General features: G+C 70.9%; 14 protein-coding genes. 11 read left to right on the top strand and 3 right to left on the bottom strand.

From position 1 onward, the window contains the following. The first annotated feature begins 140 nt into the window (after positions 1 to 140). The 7 genes from ACIOEW_RS18210 to ACIOEW_RS18180 all read left to right on the top strand — a co-directional run bounded on the left by ACIOEW_RS18210 (position 141) and on the right by ACIOEW_RS18180 (position 5,456). The gene (locus ACIOEW_RS18210; RefSeq protein ID WP_362545768.1) at positions 141 to 1,262 is read left to right on the top strand and encodes a SchA/CurD-like domain-containing protein; all 1,122 of its coding nucleotides are present in this window, start codon (positions 141 to 143) and stop codon (positions 1,260 to 1,262) included. A gap of 75 nt (positions 1,263 to 1,337) precedes the next feature. Beyond that, a complete protein-coding gene (locus tag ACIOEW_RS18205; protein ID WP_362545770.1) occupies positions 1,338 to 1,772 on the top strand; it encodes a cupin domain-containing protein in 435 nt (144 codons plus the stop codon). Further along, on the top strand, positions 1,769 to 3,037 hold the full coding sequence (locus tag ACIOEW_RS18200; protein ID WP_401964616.1) for a beta-ketoacyl-[acyl-carrier-protein] synthase family protein: 1,269 nt from the start codon (positions 1,769 to 1,771) through the stop codon (positions 3,035 to 3,037). The genes ACIOEW_RS18205 and ACIOEW_RS18200 overlap by 4 nt, the downstream gene beginning before the upstream one ends. Beyond that, positions 3,034 to 4,272 carry a ketosynthase chain-length factor gene (locus ACIOEW_RS18195; protein ID WP_401964614.1) on the top strand — a complete coding sequence of 413 codons (1,239 nt, stop codon included), beginning with the start codon at positions 3,034 to 3,036 and terminating at the stop codon, positions 4,270 to 4,272. The genes ACIOEW_RS18200 and ACIOEW_RS18195 overlap by 4 nt, the downstream gene beginning before the upstream one ends. A 38-nt stretch (positions 4,273 to 4,310) precedes the next feature. After that, a complete protein-coding gene (locus tag ACIOEW_RS18190) occupies positions 4,311 to 4,568 on the top strand; it encodes an acyl carrier protein (protein WP_359079804.1) in 258 nt (85 codons plus the stop codon). A 1-nt stretch (position 4,569) separates the two neighbouring features. Next, positions 4,570 to 5,049 carry an SRPBCC family protein gene (locus tag ACIOEW_RS18185; RefSeq protein ID WP_362545777.1) on the top strand — a complete coding sequence of 160 codons (480 nt, stop codon included), beginning with the start codon at positions 4,570 to 4,572 and terminating at the stop codon, positions 5,047 to 5,049. 74 nt (positions 5,050 to 5,123) lie between these two features. Then, complete coding sequence (locus ACIOEW_RS18180) at positions 5,124 to 5,456, top strand: TcmI family type II polyketide cyclase (RefSeq protein WP_350989518.1); 333 nt, start codon at positions 5,124 to 5,126, stop codon at positions 5,454 to 5,456. An 84-nt stretch (positions 5,457 to 5,540) separates the two neighbouring features. Here the strand turns inward: ACIOEW_RS18180 and ACIOEW_RS18175 are convergent, their stop codons facing one another. From ACIOEW_RS18175 to ACIOEW_RS18165, 3 genes are all read right to left on the bottom strand, one after another. Continuing rightward, positions 5,541 to 6,602, bottom strand: coding sequence for a methyltransferase (locus ACIOEW_RS18175; protein ID WP_401964613.1), 1,062 nt, complete (start codon positions 6,600 to 6,602; stop codon positions 5,541 to 5,543). Between the two features lie 35 nt (positions 6,603 to 6,637). Continuing rightward, positions 6,638 to 7,711, bottom strand: coding sequence for a nitrous oxide reductase family maturation protein NosD (locus ACIOEW_RS18170; RefSeq protein WP_401964612.1), 1,074 nt, complete (start codon positions 7,709 to 7,711; stop codon positions 6,638 to 6,640). A 157-nt stretch (positions 7,712 to 7,868) separates the two neighbouring features. Next, positions 7,869 to 9,497, bottom strand: a complete 1,629-nt coding sequence (locus ACIOEW_RS18165) for an acyl-CoA synthetase (protein ID WP_401964610.1) — start codon at positions 9,495 to 9,497, stop codon at positions 7,869 to 7,871. 165 nt (positions 9,498 to 9,662) lie between these two features. Between ACIOEW_RS18165 and ACIOEW_RS18160 the strand changes: the two genes are divergently transcribed. The 4 genes from ACIOEW_RS18160 to ACIOEW_RS18145 are packed head-to-tail and all read left to right on the top strand — an operon-like array spanning position 9,663 to position 13,632. Continuing rightward, positions 9,663 to 10,463, top strand: a complete 801-nt coding sequence (locus ACIOEW_RS18160; protein WP_362545789.1) for a crotonase/enoyl-CoA hydratase family protein — start codon at positions 9,663 to 9,665, stop codon at positions 10,461 to 10,463. A 15-nt stretch (positions 10,464 to 10,478) separates the two neighbouring features. Beyond that, a complete protein-coding gene (locus ACIOEW_RS18155) occupies positions 10,479 to 11,420 on the top strand; it encodes an OB-fold domain-containing protein (protein ID WP_362545792.1) in 942 nt (313 codons plus the stop codon). Beyond that, positions 11,421 to 12,473, top strand: a complete 1,053-nt coding sequence (locus ACIOEW_RS18150; RefSeq protein WP_401964608.1) for a thiolase domain-containing protein — start codon at positions 11,421 to 11,423, stop codon at positions 12,471 to 12,473. Then, entirely contained in the window at positions 12,466 to 13,632 is a 1,167-nt protein-coding gene (locus tag ACIOEW_RS18145; protein ID WP_401964607.1) for a thiolase domain-containing protein, read from the top strand. Before ACIOEW_RS18150 ends, ACIOEW_RS18145 begins: the two co-directional genes overlap by 8 nt. The last annotated feature ends 10 nt before the right edge of the window (positions 13,633 to 13,642 follow it).

Here is a 13,642-nt window from a genome sequence, read left to right as displayed (position 1 = left end):
TTCACGATCGGTCACGGAGACGTCGCCCACGGTCCGGGCGGACTGTGCGCATCCGCCGGGAGATTCCCCGCTCCGCCCCCCACTCGACGATTCCCCACCGGCCCGGCCGGTTCTCCCCTCGCCTCGAAGGAGTTCGCAAGATGACCACCACCCTCTCGGAACGGACCTCCCAGTCCGCCTTCGACGGATCAAGGCTGCGGGTCATCCTGCTGCTTGACCTGCACGACGGCGCCCAGAAGCAGTTCCTGGAGGCGTACGAGCACATGCGCAACCAGGTCGCCTCGATCCCCGGCCACATCAGCGACCAGCTGTGCCAGTCCATCGAGAACCCGTCCCAATGGCTCATCACCAGCGAGTGGGAGAGCGCGCCGCCCTTCCTCGCGTGGGTGAACAGCGAGGACCATGTCGCCACCGTCCAGCCTCTGCACAGCTGCGTGCGCGACACCCGTTCGCTGCGCTTCAGCGTCCTGCGCGAGACGGGCGCGGCCTTCGAGGAGAGCTTCGAGCCCGTCAAGGGCGGTCTCCAGGCCGCACCCCGCCTCGGGGACGGGGTCGTGCGCCACGCGCTGACCTTCACCGTCAAGCCGGGCACCGAGGAGATCGTCGCGAAGCTCCTCGCCGACTACGACTCCCCGCAGGCCCGGGTCGACGAGCACACCCGACTGCGCCGCACGTCGCTCTTCATGCACGGCAACCGGGTGGTGCGCGCGGTCGAGGTCGAGGGCGACCTCCTCGCGGCCCTGCGCCACGTCTCCCGGCAGCCCGAGGTCCGGGCCGTAGAGGAAGCGATCAACCCGTACCTGGAGCAGGATCGCGACCTGGCCGACCCCGACTCCGCCCGGATGTTCTTCACCCGGGCGGCCCTGCCCACCGTCCACCACGTGACGACGGGCCGCCACGCCGCCGGGGAGCGCAAGCGCCACGCGCTCTTCTACCAGGCCAAGGAGGGCTGCGGAATGGCGCTGGCCCGCCTCCTGGCCGAGCACGACGAGGAGGAGGCCGACAACACGGGCAGCCCCATCGAGAGCAGCACGATCTTCCAGCGTGACGACATCGTGGTCCGTCTGCTGGAGGTGGGCGGCGCGCTCGACGCCCAGCCCGCCCGGGCGCTCGGCATCCACGGCCCCGGCAAGGCGGCCCGGCTCGCGCGTCTGCTGGACGGTGAGGCGAACGCCGTGCCGACCACCGACCAGGACGCCGCGCGTTTCCTCGCCCGGTCCGAGATGCACCTCGTCACCGACCGGCGGGCCGCGGAGTCCTGAGCCGCGCATCAGCACTCTGGGGGTTCTCGCTCAACCCGTCGACACAACGCGCCATGCGCCAGGAGGAAAGCAGTCATGACCATGCACCGGCCACGCATCGTGGACCTCAGTGAGACCCAGCCCAACACCAGGCGCGGGGGTGACCTGCGCGCCCTTCTCACCCCGACGGCCGTAGGTGCCACCAGCGGCTTCATGGGGCTGGCCATCATTCAGCCCGGCGACCGCATCGCGGAGCACTACCACCCGTACTCGGAGGAGTTCGTCTACGTCGTGGACGGGCTGCTCGAAGTGGACCTGGACGGCGAGCCGTTCGCGATGCGACGCGACCAGGGGCTGCTGATTCCCCTGAACGTACGCCACCGCTTCCGCAACGTCGGGGACGTCGAGGCGCGCATGGTCTTCCACCTCGGCCCGCTCGCTCCCCGTCCGGAACTCGGCCACGTCGACACCGAGGTCACCGAGTCGGCCGAGCGGGGCGCGCCGCCAGAACGAACCGAGGCCGCTTCATGACCCGGCGAGTGGCCGTCACGGGTGTCGGCGTCGTCGCCCCGGGCGGCATCGGCACCCCGGCCTTCTGGGACCTCCTCTCCAACGGCCGCACAGCGACCCGGGGCATCACCCTCTTCGACCCGGCCGGCTTCCGGTCCCGGATCGCCGCCGAGTGCGACTTCGACCCGAAGGCGCACGGACTGGGCGAGGAGGAGGTCGCCCGCGCGGACCGCTATGTGCAGTTCGCGATGGTGGCCGCCCGTGAGGCACTCGCCGACGCGGGCCTCGACCCGGAGCGGACCGACCCGTGGCGGATGGGCGTATCGCTCGGCACGGCGGTCGGCGGCACCACCCGGCTGGAGCACGACTACGTCGCCGTCAGCGGCAGCGGAGCACGCTGGGACGTCGACCACCGTCCGGCCGGGCCCCATCTGGAGCGCGCCTTCTCCCCCAGTTCGCTGGCGGCGGCGGTGGCCGAACAGGTCGGCGCGCACGGACCGGTGCAGACCGTCTCCACGGGCTGCACCTCCGGCCTGGACGCGATCGGCTACGCCTTCCACTCCATCGAGGACGGCCGCGTCGACGTGTGCATCGCCGGGGCGTCGGACTCTCCGATCACCCCGATCACGGTGGCGTGCTTCGACGCGATCAAGGCCACCTCGGCCAACAACGAGGACCCGGAACACGCCTCCCGGCCCTTCGACTCCCGCCGCGACGGCTTCGTGATGGGTGAGGGCGGAGCCGTACTCGTCCTGGAGGAACTGGAGCATGCCCGTGCCCGCGGTGCGACGGTGTACTGCGAGATCGCGGGCTACGCGACCTTCGGCAACGCCTACCACATGACCGGGCTGACGCCGGAGGGTCTGGAGATGGCCGAGGCCATCAACCGGGCGCTCGGGCATGCCGGGATCGCCGCCTCGGACATCGACTACGTCAACGCGCACGGCTCGGGCACCAAGCAGAACGACCGGCACGAGACCGCCGCCGTGAAGCGGGCGCTCGGCGCACACGCCCACGACGTACCGATGAGCTCCATCAAGTCGATGGTCGGTCACTCGCTCGGGGCGATCGGCGCGATAGAGATCGCCGCCTGCGTACTCGCCCTCGTCCACCAGACCGTGCCGCCTACGGCGAACTACGAGTCCCCGGACCCCGAGTGCGATCTCGACTACGTGCCCCGTACCGCACGTCCCCTGAAACTGCGCAGCGTCCTGTCGGTCGGCAGCGGATTCGGTGGATTCCAGTCCGCGGTGGCGCTGACCAGAAGCGGTGGGAGGACACCATGAATACCCGCAAGGCCCGGCGAACCGTCGTCACCGGCATCGGCGTCGTCGCCCCCAACGGCACGACCACCGAAGCCTTCTGGAAGCGGACGCAGGAAGGCATGAGCGTCCTGGACCGGGTCACCCGTGAAGGGTGCGAGGAGCTGCCACTGCACGTGGCCGGCGAGGTCAGGGGCTTCGACCCGGTCTCGCTGATCGAGGAGCGCTACCTCGTGCAGACCGACCGGTTCACGCACTTCGCGATGGCCGCGGCCGACATGGCCCTGGACGACGCCCGGCTGGGCCGCGCCGACTACGAGGACGCGCCGTACAGCGTGGGCGTGGTGACCGCCGCCGGTTCGGGCGGCGGCGAGTTCGGCCAGCGCGAACTGCAACGGCTGTGGGGCCAGGGCTCCAAGTACGTCGGCCCCTACCAGTCGATCGCCTGGTTCTACGCGGCCAGCACCGGCCAGATCTCCATCCGCGGCGGCTTCAAGGGGCCGTGCGCGGTGGTGGCCAGTGACGAGGCCGGCGGCCTCGACGCCCTGGCGCACGCCGACCGGTCCGTCCGGCGCGGCACCGACGCGGTGGTGGTCGGCGCGGCCGAGGCCCCGCTCGCGCCCTACTCCGTCGTCTGCCAGCTCGGCTACCGGGACCTGAGTGCAGCCGAGGACCCCACGCGGGCCTACCGCCCGTTCACCTCGGAAGCCTGCGGATTCGTGCCCGCCGAGGGCGGCGCGATGTTCGTGGTCGAGGAGGAGGGGGCGGCGCGGGAGCGCGGCGCCCGGGTCCGGGCCGAGATCGCCGGGCACGCAGCCACCTTCACCACCGCGATGCGCTGGGAGGAGTCCCGCGAGGGGCTCGCCCATGCCATCGAGGGCGCACTGAAGGAGGCCGGCTGCGCGCCCGAGGAGATCGACGTGGTCTTCGCGGACGCCCTCGGCGTGCCCGCAGCCGACCGGGCCGAGGCGATGGCACTTGCCGACGCACTCGGCGCCCACGGCCGGCGCGTCCCCGTGACCGCACCCAAGACCGGCATCGGACGGGCCTACTGCGGAGCCCCGGTCCTGGACACGGCCGCCGCCGTCCTCGCCATGGAGAACGGCCTGATCCCGCCCACGCCCAACGTGTTCGAGGTCTGCCACGACCTCGACCTGGTCATGGGCCGGGCCCGCCCCGCCGAACTGCGCACGGCCCTCGTGCTCAGCCGCGGCCTCATGGGCTCGAACGCGGCGCTGGTCCTGCGGCGCCCCGCGTGAGCCCCACCGACCCCTCTCGTGACAAGGAGAAGCCCCTCATGACCGATCGACTGACGTACGAAGAGCTGGCCGCCCTGATGAAGAAGGGTGCCGGACTGACCGTCGACCCCCGGGAGATGGAGAACCGGTCGGGTACCGCATTCGACGAGTTCGGCCTCGACTCGCTGGGTCTCCTCGGCATCGTCGGCGTCCTGGAGAACCGGCACGGGCAGCCGCTCCCGGCCGACGCCGACCGGTGCAAGACGCCCCGCGAGTTCCTCGACCTCGTCAACAACAGCCTCATGACAGGAGCCTGAAGTGTCCGGACACACCGAGAACGAGATCGTCATCGCCGCCCCTCTGGACCTCGTCTGGGACATGACGAACGACCTGGAGAACTGGCCCCAGCTGTTCAGCGAGTACGCCTCGGTCGAGGTCATCGAGCGGGACGGCGAGCGGACCACCTTCCGCCTCACCATGCACCCCGACGACAACGACAAGGTGTGGAGCTGGGTCTCCGAGCGCACCACGGACCGCCCCGGTCGCACCGTCCGGGCCCGCCGCGTCGAGCCGGGCCCGTTCCAGCACATGGACATCCGCTGGGAGTACTCCGACGTCCCCGGCGGCACCCGTATGCACTGGGCGCAGGACTTCGCGATGCGTCCCGACGCCCCGGTCGACGACGCGTGGATGACCGAGAACATCAACCGCAACTCCCGTGTCCAGATGGAACTCATCCGGGACAAGATCGAGCAGCGCGACCGCGAGCGCCGCACGGCCGGGGTCCCGGCCAACTGACACACCGTCCGCGACGGCCGGCCGCCTGGCCCTCCCCGCCGGGCCCGGACCGGGTACCAGAAAGGCATCACCCGATGCACCACGCTCTGATCGTCGCCCGGATGGCACCTGAGTCCGCGCCGGACATCGCCGAGCTGTTCGCCGCCTCCGACAGCAGTGAGCTGCCGCACCTGGTCGGCGTCACCCGGCGCAAGCTGTTCCAGTTCGGCGATGTCTACCTGCACCTGATCGAGTCCGAGCGCCCGCCGGGGCCGGAGATCGCCAAGGTGACGGGCCATCCGGCGTTCAAGGACATCAGCGACCGGCTCACGGCCTTCGTCAGCCCCTACGACCCGCAGACGTGGCGGGGACCGAAGGACGCGATGGCGCAGGAGTTCTACCGCTGGGAGCGCGACACCAGCGCCTGACGAGACGAACCGCCCCGGGCCCGGCCACGAGGCCGGACCCGGGGCGGTTTCCGTGCTGCCCGGAAACGACGCGTCCAGGTGGCCCTAGTCCGGGACCACGCATTCGAACGCGTGCAGGTACGGATTGACCGGCCGGATCTCGCCGATCCTCAGCCCGGCGTCGGACAGCCGGTCGACCAGGCTCTGCCGGGTGTGCTTGGCACCGCCCACGTTCAGGAGCAGCAGCAGGTCCATGGCGGTGGTGAACCGCATCGACGGGGTGTCGTCGACGAGGTTCTCGATGACGACGACCCGGGCTCCGGGACGGGCCGCCGCGATGACGGCGCGCAGCGCCCTGCGGGTGCTGTCGTCGTCCCACTCCAGGATGTTCTTGATGATGTAGAGATCGGCCGCCACCGGAATGCCCTCACGGCAGTCACCGGCCACGATGCTCGCCCGGCCGGCGAGAGGACCGCCGTCCCGCAGCCGTTCGTCGGCCCGTGCCACCACGCCCGGCAGGTCCATCAGGGTGCCGCTGACCGACGGGTGCTTCTCCAGCAGGCTCGCCAGTACGTGCCCCTGACCGCCGCCGATGTCGGCGACGGCCGAAACCCCGGTGAGGTCGAGCAGTGCGGCGACGTCCAGTGCGGACTGCATGCTGGACGTCGTCATGGCCCGGTTGAACACCTGGGCGGACTCGTGGGCGTCCTGGTGGAGGTAGTCGAAGAACTCCTTGCCGAACACGTCCTCGAAGACGTTGCCTCCGGAGCGCACCGCGTCGTCCAGCCGGGGCCAGACCTCCCACGTCCACGGCTCGGTGCACCACAGCGAGATGTCCCGCAGGCTGTGCGGGTCGTCCTCGCGCAGCAGTCGCGACATATCGGTGTGGGCGAATGTGCCGTCGGCGTTCTCGGTGAAGATGCCGTAGCAGGACAGGGCGCGCAGCAGCCGCCGCAGCGGGCCGGGTTCGGTCTTCACCGCAGCGGCGAGCTCGGCCGCGGTGGCCGGCTTCTCACCCAGCGCGTCCGCGACACGCAGCCGTGCCGCGGCGCGGACGGCCGCGGAGCGGGCCGCGCCGAACACGATCTCGCGCAGCCTCATGGCCGGCTGCGGGGTGGGAAGGGGCTGGACGGGAGTAGTGGGGGGGGTGGTGTTCACGGTGGTCATACCGTCTCGCTTCTCCTTGTGCGGGGGGACACCGGTCAGCACATCCCGGCCGGTGCGGAGGTGGTGCAGACATTGCCGGTGAAGCGGTTGCCCGTGCCGGTGTCCTGGTTGGCCAGGTCCGCCGGCCGGTTGCCCTGGACCAGGTTGCGGCTGATGGTGTTGTCCGTGTTCTTCGCACCCACGAAGCTCTTGAACAGCACGACGCCGCCCGAGAGCGGAGTGGCTCCCACGTTGTCGCGGATCACGTTGGACCGGACCTCGGTGGACTCGGTTCCGGTGAGGACGATCCCGGAGCCCTGGATCGCGGGCAGCCGCGCGGTGGCGGCGCAGAACTTGTTGTTGCCGGTGATCCGGTTGGACCGGATGGTCATGGCGCCGGCCCGCGGCGTTCCCTCGTCGCCCACGACGAACACGCCGCTGCAGTTGGCGGTGAAGGTGTTGTTGTTCACCGTCAGGTTCCGCACGCGGCGGGCGGTGAACCCGATCCGGTTGTCGGTGAGAGTGTTGCGCCGGACCCGGGTACCGCCGGTGTCGGTGGCGCCGCCCTCCTCGTCGACGCTGTTGGCTACGAAGATGCCCGCGTCCCCGTTGGAGCGGGCGGTGCTGTCCCGGATGTCGGAGCGGGTTGACCGCTGCTGCGCGATGCCCCAGACACCGTTGGACGCGGATGTCACGGAACGGACCTTCAGTCCGTCCGTCCAGGACGCCCAGAGTCCGCTCCGGGTGAAGCCGGAGACGGTCAGGGACCTGATGGACACGCCGTCCACGGTGTGCCCCGCCGTGCCCAGCACGCAGACGCCGTTGCCGGCCTTCGCGCAGGCGTTGTCCTGCTGGGTCCCGCTCGCGCCGGGCTTGATGACGGTACGGTTCCCGGAGCCGCGCAGGGTCAGTCCGGGCGTGGTGATGAGCACGCTCTCCCGGTAGGTGCCGGGCCGGACGACGATGGTGTCACCGGGCTGTGCGGCGTCCACCGCTGCCTGGATGGACTGGCCCGGACGTACCACGTGGCCGCCGGCGGCGGCGGCCGGGACGGACGGCGCGACGACGCACAGTCCGGCGGCCGAGGCGGCTGCGATGCTCACGAGGCCCTTGATGTGTCGTTTCCTCATGAGCCGAAGCTATGGGCGATCACCCCCCGATGCCACGCAGGGTGCCCGGATGGACACGGGGCGTGCCCGAATGGCTTACGTCTTCGTGGATGCCCCGCGTCCGCCGTGGACGCGGGGCCGTGCACTCGGGTGATTCGCCCTCGGGGCGGGGTCCGTGTCAGTCGCCGGCCGGGCGGGCGGGTGCGACGACGGAGCGGGCCCACCGGTAGTCGGCCTTGCCGCTGGGGGAGCGCTGGATCTGCGGGGCGATCACCAGGTGGCGCGGGATCTTGTAGCCCGCCAGCCGGGTGCGGCAGTGCGCCTGGACGTCGCCGAGCGAGGGGGCGTCTGCGCCCTCGCGCACCTGCACCACGGCGGCGACCTGATTGCCCCAGCGTGCGTCGGGAGCGCCCGCGACCAGCGCGTCGTACACATCCGGGTGGGACTTGAGTGCCTGCTCGACCTCCTCCGGATACACCTTCTCGCCTCCGGTGTTGATGCACTGGGAGCCCCGGCCGAGCACCGTGACGATGCCCTCGGCGTCGACCGTCGCCATGTCGCCGAGCAGTACCCACCGCTCGTCGCCTTTACGGAAGAACGTCTCGGCGGTCTTCCCCGGGTCGTTGTAGTAGCCGAGCGGCACGTGCCCGCGCTGGGCGATCCGTCCCGGCTCGCCCGGAGCCACCGGTTCGTACGTCGCCGGATCGACGACGGCCGTGCGGGAGTTGACCCGGAGCCGGAAGCCGTTCTCCGGGCCGGAGTCGGCGGTCGCGGTTCCGTTGAAGCCCGACTCGGAGGAGCCGAAGTTGTTCAGCAGCATCACGTGGGGCACCAGCGCCTGGAACTCCGCCCGCACCGAATCGGACATGATCGCGCCCGAACTGGAGACGGAGAACATCGCCGAGCAGTCGGTGCCCTTCAGCGGCCCCTTCAGTGCGTCGATCAGCGGCCGCAGCATCGCGTCGCCCACCAGCGACACGCTGGTGACCTTCTCCTTCTCGATGGTGCGGAGCACCTCGTGCGGCACGTACTTGCGGTGCACGACGACCCGCTGTCCGAAGTTGAAGCCGATGAACGCCGTGAGCGTCGAGGTGCCGTGCATCAGCGGGGGAGTGGGGAAGAAGGTGATCCCCTCCCCGCCGGCGGCCACCCGCTCGGCCAGCTCCTGCGGCGTCTTCACCGGGTCGCCCGTCGGTGCACCGCCGCCGAGACCGGAGAAGAACAGGTCCTCCTGGCGCCACATCACCCCCTTGGGCATGCCCGTGGTGCCGCCCGTGTAGATGATGAACTGGTCGTCGGCCGAGCGCGGCGCGAAGCCGCGCCCCGGATCCCCGCCGGCTTCCGCCGCGGTGAACGCGACGGCATCGGGCCCGGGCGTGCCGTCCACGGACCGGCCGACCCGTACGAGATGGCGGAGCTTCGGCGCCTGCGGGGCGGCGGCGACGACGCGCTCGTCGAACTCGGCGTCGAAGACGAGCGCCGCCAGATCCGCGTCGCGGTAGAGGTAGACCAGCTCCTCCTCCACGTACCGGTAGTTGACGTTGACAGGGACGATGCGCGCCTTCAGGCAGGCCAGCACGGTCTGGAGGTATTCGATGCCGTTGTAGAGGTGCAGCCCGAGGTGCTCGCCCGGGCCGATGCCCGCCTCGATCAGGTGATGGGCGAGACGATTGGCCGCGGCGTCGAGCTGCGCGTACGTGAGCCTGCGCTCGGCGCCTGTTCCGGGATGGTCGAGGTAGACGAGCGCCTCCCGTTCCGGGACAGCGTCGACGACCGATTCGAACAGGTCGGCAAGGTTGTACTCCACCGTTCCTCCTGACCCCGGTTGCTGAGTGGCCCGGCGGTCATTAGAGCGCCCACCGGCACAAGTGGGAAGAGGTCCCGGGAAGAAATCTGACTGACTGTCAGAAAACTATTGAACTGCTCCTCCGTCTACTGCAACCTGTTCTAGCCTTGAGACGGGAGACAGACCATGGGCGGTACGGAACACCTCACCGTGCAGCGCGAAGGCGCCACACTGGTGCTCACCTTGAACAGGCCCGAGAGCAAGAACGCGCTCTCGCTGCCGATGCTGGTCGGCCTGTACGACGGCTGGCTCGCCGCGGACGACGACGAGGAGGTCCGATCCGTCGTCCTCACCGGAGCCGGCGGCTGCTTCTGCGCCGGCATGGACCTCAAGGCCCTTGCCGGTAAGGGGATGGAGGGCGAGCAGTACCGGGACCGGATGAAGGCCGACCCCGATCTGCACTGGAAGGCCATGCTGCGTCACCACCGCCCCCGCAAACCGGTCATCGCCGCCGTCGAGGGCCACTGCGTGGCGGGCGGCACCGAGATCCTTCAGGGCACCGACATCCGCATCGCCGGCGAGAGCGCGACCTTCGGGCTCTTCGAGGTCAGGCGCGGGCTCTTCCCCATAGGCGGCTCGACCGTACGGCTGCCGCGCCAGATCGCCCGCACCCACGCGCTGGAGATGCTGCTCACCGGCCGCCCCTACACAGCCGACGAAGCGGCCCGGATCGGGCTGATCGGCCGGGTCGTCCCCGACGGCACCGCACTGGAGGCGGCCCTCGCCGTCGCCGAACAGATCAACGCCTGCGGCCCGCTGGCCGTCGAAGAGGTCAAGGCATCGGTCTACGAGACCGCGGAGATGACCGAGACGGACGGCCTCGCAGCCGAACTCGAGCGCGGCTGGCCCGTCTTCGCCACCGCAGACGCCAAGGAGGGCGCCCGCGCCTTCGCCGAGAAGCGCCCGCCCGTCTACCGGCGGGCCTGACCAAAGGAGCCAACCGTGCCCGAAGTCCTCAGCGCACCGCTGGTGGTCGAATTCCCCTTCACCCGCTCCCTCGGCCCCGTACAGAGCGCCTTCCTCACCGGACTGCGCGAACGCACCCTGCTCGGCGTACGGACCGGCGACGGCCTGGTCCTGGTCCCGCCCGTCGAGTACGACCCCGTCACCGCGGAGGAGATCCGCGACCTGGTCGAGGTCGCCGGCACCGGAACCGTCACCACCTGGGCCTGGAACCCGCACCCCCGCCGCGACCAGCCCCTGGACACCCCCTTCGCCTGGGTGCTCGTCCGCCTCGACGGCGCCGACACCGCACTCCTGCACGTCCTGGACGCACCCGGACCCGAGGCCGTCCGCACCGGCATGCGTGTCCGCGTCCGCTGGGCCGAGACCCGCACCGGCGCCATCACGGACATCGCCTGCTTCGAACCGTACGAGAGCGAACCCGGCGGATCCGCCCCGCACGACGGCGAGTTCGCGGACCCGGTCACCGGCATCGTCACCCCCGCCCGCCTGGACTACACCTACTCGCCGGGCCGCGCGCAGAGTGCCTACCTCGAAGCACTCGCGAGCCGGCGCGTCGTCGGCGAACGCTGCCCGTCCTGCCGCAAGGTGTACGTCCCGCCCCGCGGCGCCTGCCCCACCTGCGGCGTCGCCACCGACGAGCGGGTCGAGGTCGGACCGCGCGGCACGGTCACCACCTTCTGCGTCGTCAACATCAAGGCGAAGAACCTCGACATCGAGGTGCCCTACGTCTACGCGCACATCGCCCTCGACGGTGCGGACCTGGCTCTGCACGCCCGGATCGGCGGCATCCCCTACGACCAGGTGCGGATGGGACTGCGCGTCGAGCCCGTCTGGACCGAGGACAGCCGTCACCCCGACCACTACCGGCCGACCGGCGAGCCCGACGCCGACTACGACGCGTACAAGGAGCTGGTCTAGATGCGAGACGTAGCGATCGTCGCCTTCGCGCAGACCGACCATCTGCGGCGCACCGACGAACTCTCCGAAGTCGAGATGCTGATGCCCGTCCTGCATCAGGTTCTCGACGCGACGGGCCTGCGGACCAGTGACATCGGCTTCACCTGCTCCGGCTCCAGCGACTACCTCGCCGGCCGTGCCTTCTCCTTCACCATGGCTCTCGACGGCGTCGGGGCGCACCCGCCGATCTCCGAGTCCCATGTCGAGATGGACGGCGCCTGGGCCCTGTACGAGGCCTGGGTGAAGATCCAGACGGGCGAGGCGGACACCGCGCTCGTCTACGCGTACGGGAAGTCCTCGCCCGGCCAGGTGCGCGACGTCCTCACCCGCCAGCTCGACCCGTACTACACCGCCCCTCTGTGGCCCGACTCCGTTGCCCTCGCCGCCCTCCAGGCCCAGGCGCTGATCGACGCGGGCGACACCGACGAGACCGCGCTCGCGGCCATCGCCGCCCGCAGCCGAGCGGACGCGTCGGACAACGCGCACGCGCAGCTGAGCGGGTCGGTCCCGGCCGGCGGCTATCTCGTGCAGCCGCTGCGGACCGGTGACTGCCCGCCCATCGGCGACGGCGCCGCCGCCGTGATCCTCGCCGCCGGGGACACCGCACGGTCCCTCTGCGCCAGGCCCGCCTGGATCCGCGGCATCGACCACCGCATCGAGGCCCACAATCTCGGCGTGCGCGAGCTGACCGAATCGCCGTCGACCCGGCTCGCCGCCGAACGGGCCGGGGTCTTCGATCGCCCCGTCGACACCGCCGAACTGCACGCCCCGTTCACCTCCCAGGAGGTGGTGCTGCGCAAGGCGCTCGGCCTCGGCGACGAGGTCCGGGTCAACCCGTCCGGCGGCGCGCTGGCCGCCAATCCGCTGATGGCGGCCGGGCTGATCCGCCTCGGCGAGGCCGCCGCCCGCATCCACCGGGGCGAGTCCGACCGGGCACTCGCCCATGCCACGTCCGGGCCCTGCCTGCAGCAGAACCTGGTCGCCGTTCTCGAAGGGGAGAGCGCTCATGCCTAAGGAGCCCGTGGCCGTCGTCGGCATCGGCCAGACCAAGCACGTCTCCGCCCGCCGCGACGTCTCCCTCGCCGGCCTCGTCCGCGAGGCCGCCGTAGCCGCCCTCCAGGACGCCGGACTGACCTGGGCGGACATCGACGCCGTCGTCATCGGCAAGGCCCCCGACTTCTTCGAGGGTGTGATGATGCCGGAGCTCTATCTCGCCGACGCCCTGGGCGCGGTCGGCAAACCCATGCTCCGGGTCCACACCGCGGGCTCGGTCGGCGGCTCGACCGCGCTCGTCGCCGCGAACCTTGTCGCGGCCCGCGTGCACCGGACCGTCCTCACGCTCGCCTTCGAGAAGCAGTCGGAGTCCAACGCGATGTGGGGCCTCTCGCTCCCCATCCCGTTCCAGCAGCCGCTGCTGGCCGGCGCGGGCGGCTTCTTCGCCCCGCATGTGCGCGCCTACATGCGCCGGACCGGGGCGCCGGACACCGTGGGCTCCCTCGTCGCGTACAAGGACCGGCGCAACGCGCTGAAGAACCCGTACGCCCACATCCACGACCCGGACATCACCCTGGAGAAGGTGCAGGCCGCACCCATGCTCTGGGACCCCATCCGCTACTCGGAGACCTGCCCGTCCTCCGACGGGGCCTGCGCGATGATCCTCACCGACCGGGCGGGCGCGGACCGTTCACCGCACCCGCCCGCCTGGGTGCACGGCGGCGCGATGCGCAGCGAACCGACCCTCTTCGCCGGCAAGGACTTCGTCTCGCCGCAGGCCGGCAAGGACTGCGCCGCCGATGTGTACCGGCAGGCGGGGATCACCGACCCGCGCCGGGAGATCGACGCCGTCGAGATGTACGTGCCGTTCTCCTGGTACGAGCCGATGTGGCTGGAGAACCTCGGCTTCGCCGACGAGGGCGAGGGCTGGAAGCTCACCGAGGCCGGAGTCACCGAGCTCGACGGCGACCTGCCGGTCAACCCTTCGGGCGGAGTGCTCTCCACCAATCCCATCGGCGCCTCCGGAATGATCCGCTTCGCCGAGGCGGCGCTCCAGGTCCGGGGGCAGGCGGGTGAGCACCAGGTGGACGGTGCCCGGCGGGCCCTCGGCCACGCCTACGGCGGCGGGGCCCAGTTCTTCTCCATGTGGCTCGTGGGCGCCGAACCGCCTACGGGCTGACCCACGAGCC

The organism is Streptomyces sp. NPDC087901 (assembly GCF_044742205.1).
In the GTDB taxonomy this organism is placed as follows: Bacteria; Actinomycetota; Actinomycetes; order Streptomycetales; family Streptomycetaceae; genus Streptomyces.
This window is presented reverse-complemented; position numbering and strand designations above follow the sequence as displayed.

Coding starts and splice junctions, on each gene's coding strand:
- ACIOEW_RS18205 (WP_362545770.1), top strand. CDS start 1,338: ATGACCATGCACCGGCCACGCATCGTGGACCTCAGTGAGACCCAGCCC.
- ACIOEW_RS18145 (WP_401964607.1), top strand. CDS start 12,466: ATGCCTAAGGAGCCCGTGGCCGTCGTCGGCATCGGCCAGACCAAGCAC.
- ACIOEW_RS18170 (WP_401964612.1), bottom strand. CDS start 7,711: ATGAGGAAACGACACATCAAGGGCCTCGTGAGCATCGCAGCCGCCTCG.
- ACIOEW_RS18160 (WP_362545789.1), top strand. CDS start 9,663: ATGGGCGGTACGGAACACCTCACCGTGCAGCGCGAAGGCGCCACACTG.
- ACIOEW_RS18150 (WP_401964608.1), top strand. CDS start 11,421: ATGCGAGACGTAGCGATCGTCGCCTTCGCGCAGACCGACCATCTGCGG.
- ACIOEW_RS18190 (WP_359079804.1), top strand. CDS start 4,311: ATGACCGATCGACTGACGTACGAAGAGCTGGCCGCCCTGATGAAGAAG.
- ACIOEW_RS18175 (WP_401964613.1), bottom strand. CDS start 6,602: ATGACCACCGTGAACACCACCCCCCCCACTACTCCCGTCCAGCCCCTT.
- ACIOEW_RS18195 (WP_401964614.1), top strand. CDS start 3,034: ATGAATACCCGCAAGGCCCGGCGAACCGTCGTCACCGGCATCGGCGTC.
- ACIOEW_RS18210 (WP_362545768.1), top strand. CDS start 141: ATGACCACCACCCTCTCGGAACGGACCTCCCAGTCCGCCTTCGACGGA.
- ACIOEW_RS18180 (WP_350989518.1), top strand. CDS start 5,124: ATGCACCACGCTCTGATCGTCGCCCGGATGGCACCTGAGTCCGCGCCG.
- ACIOEW_RS18200 (WP_401964616.1), top strand. CDS start 1,769: ATGACCCGGCGAGTGGCCGTCACGGGTGTCGGCGTCGTCGCCCCGGGC.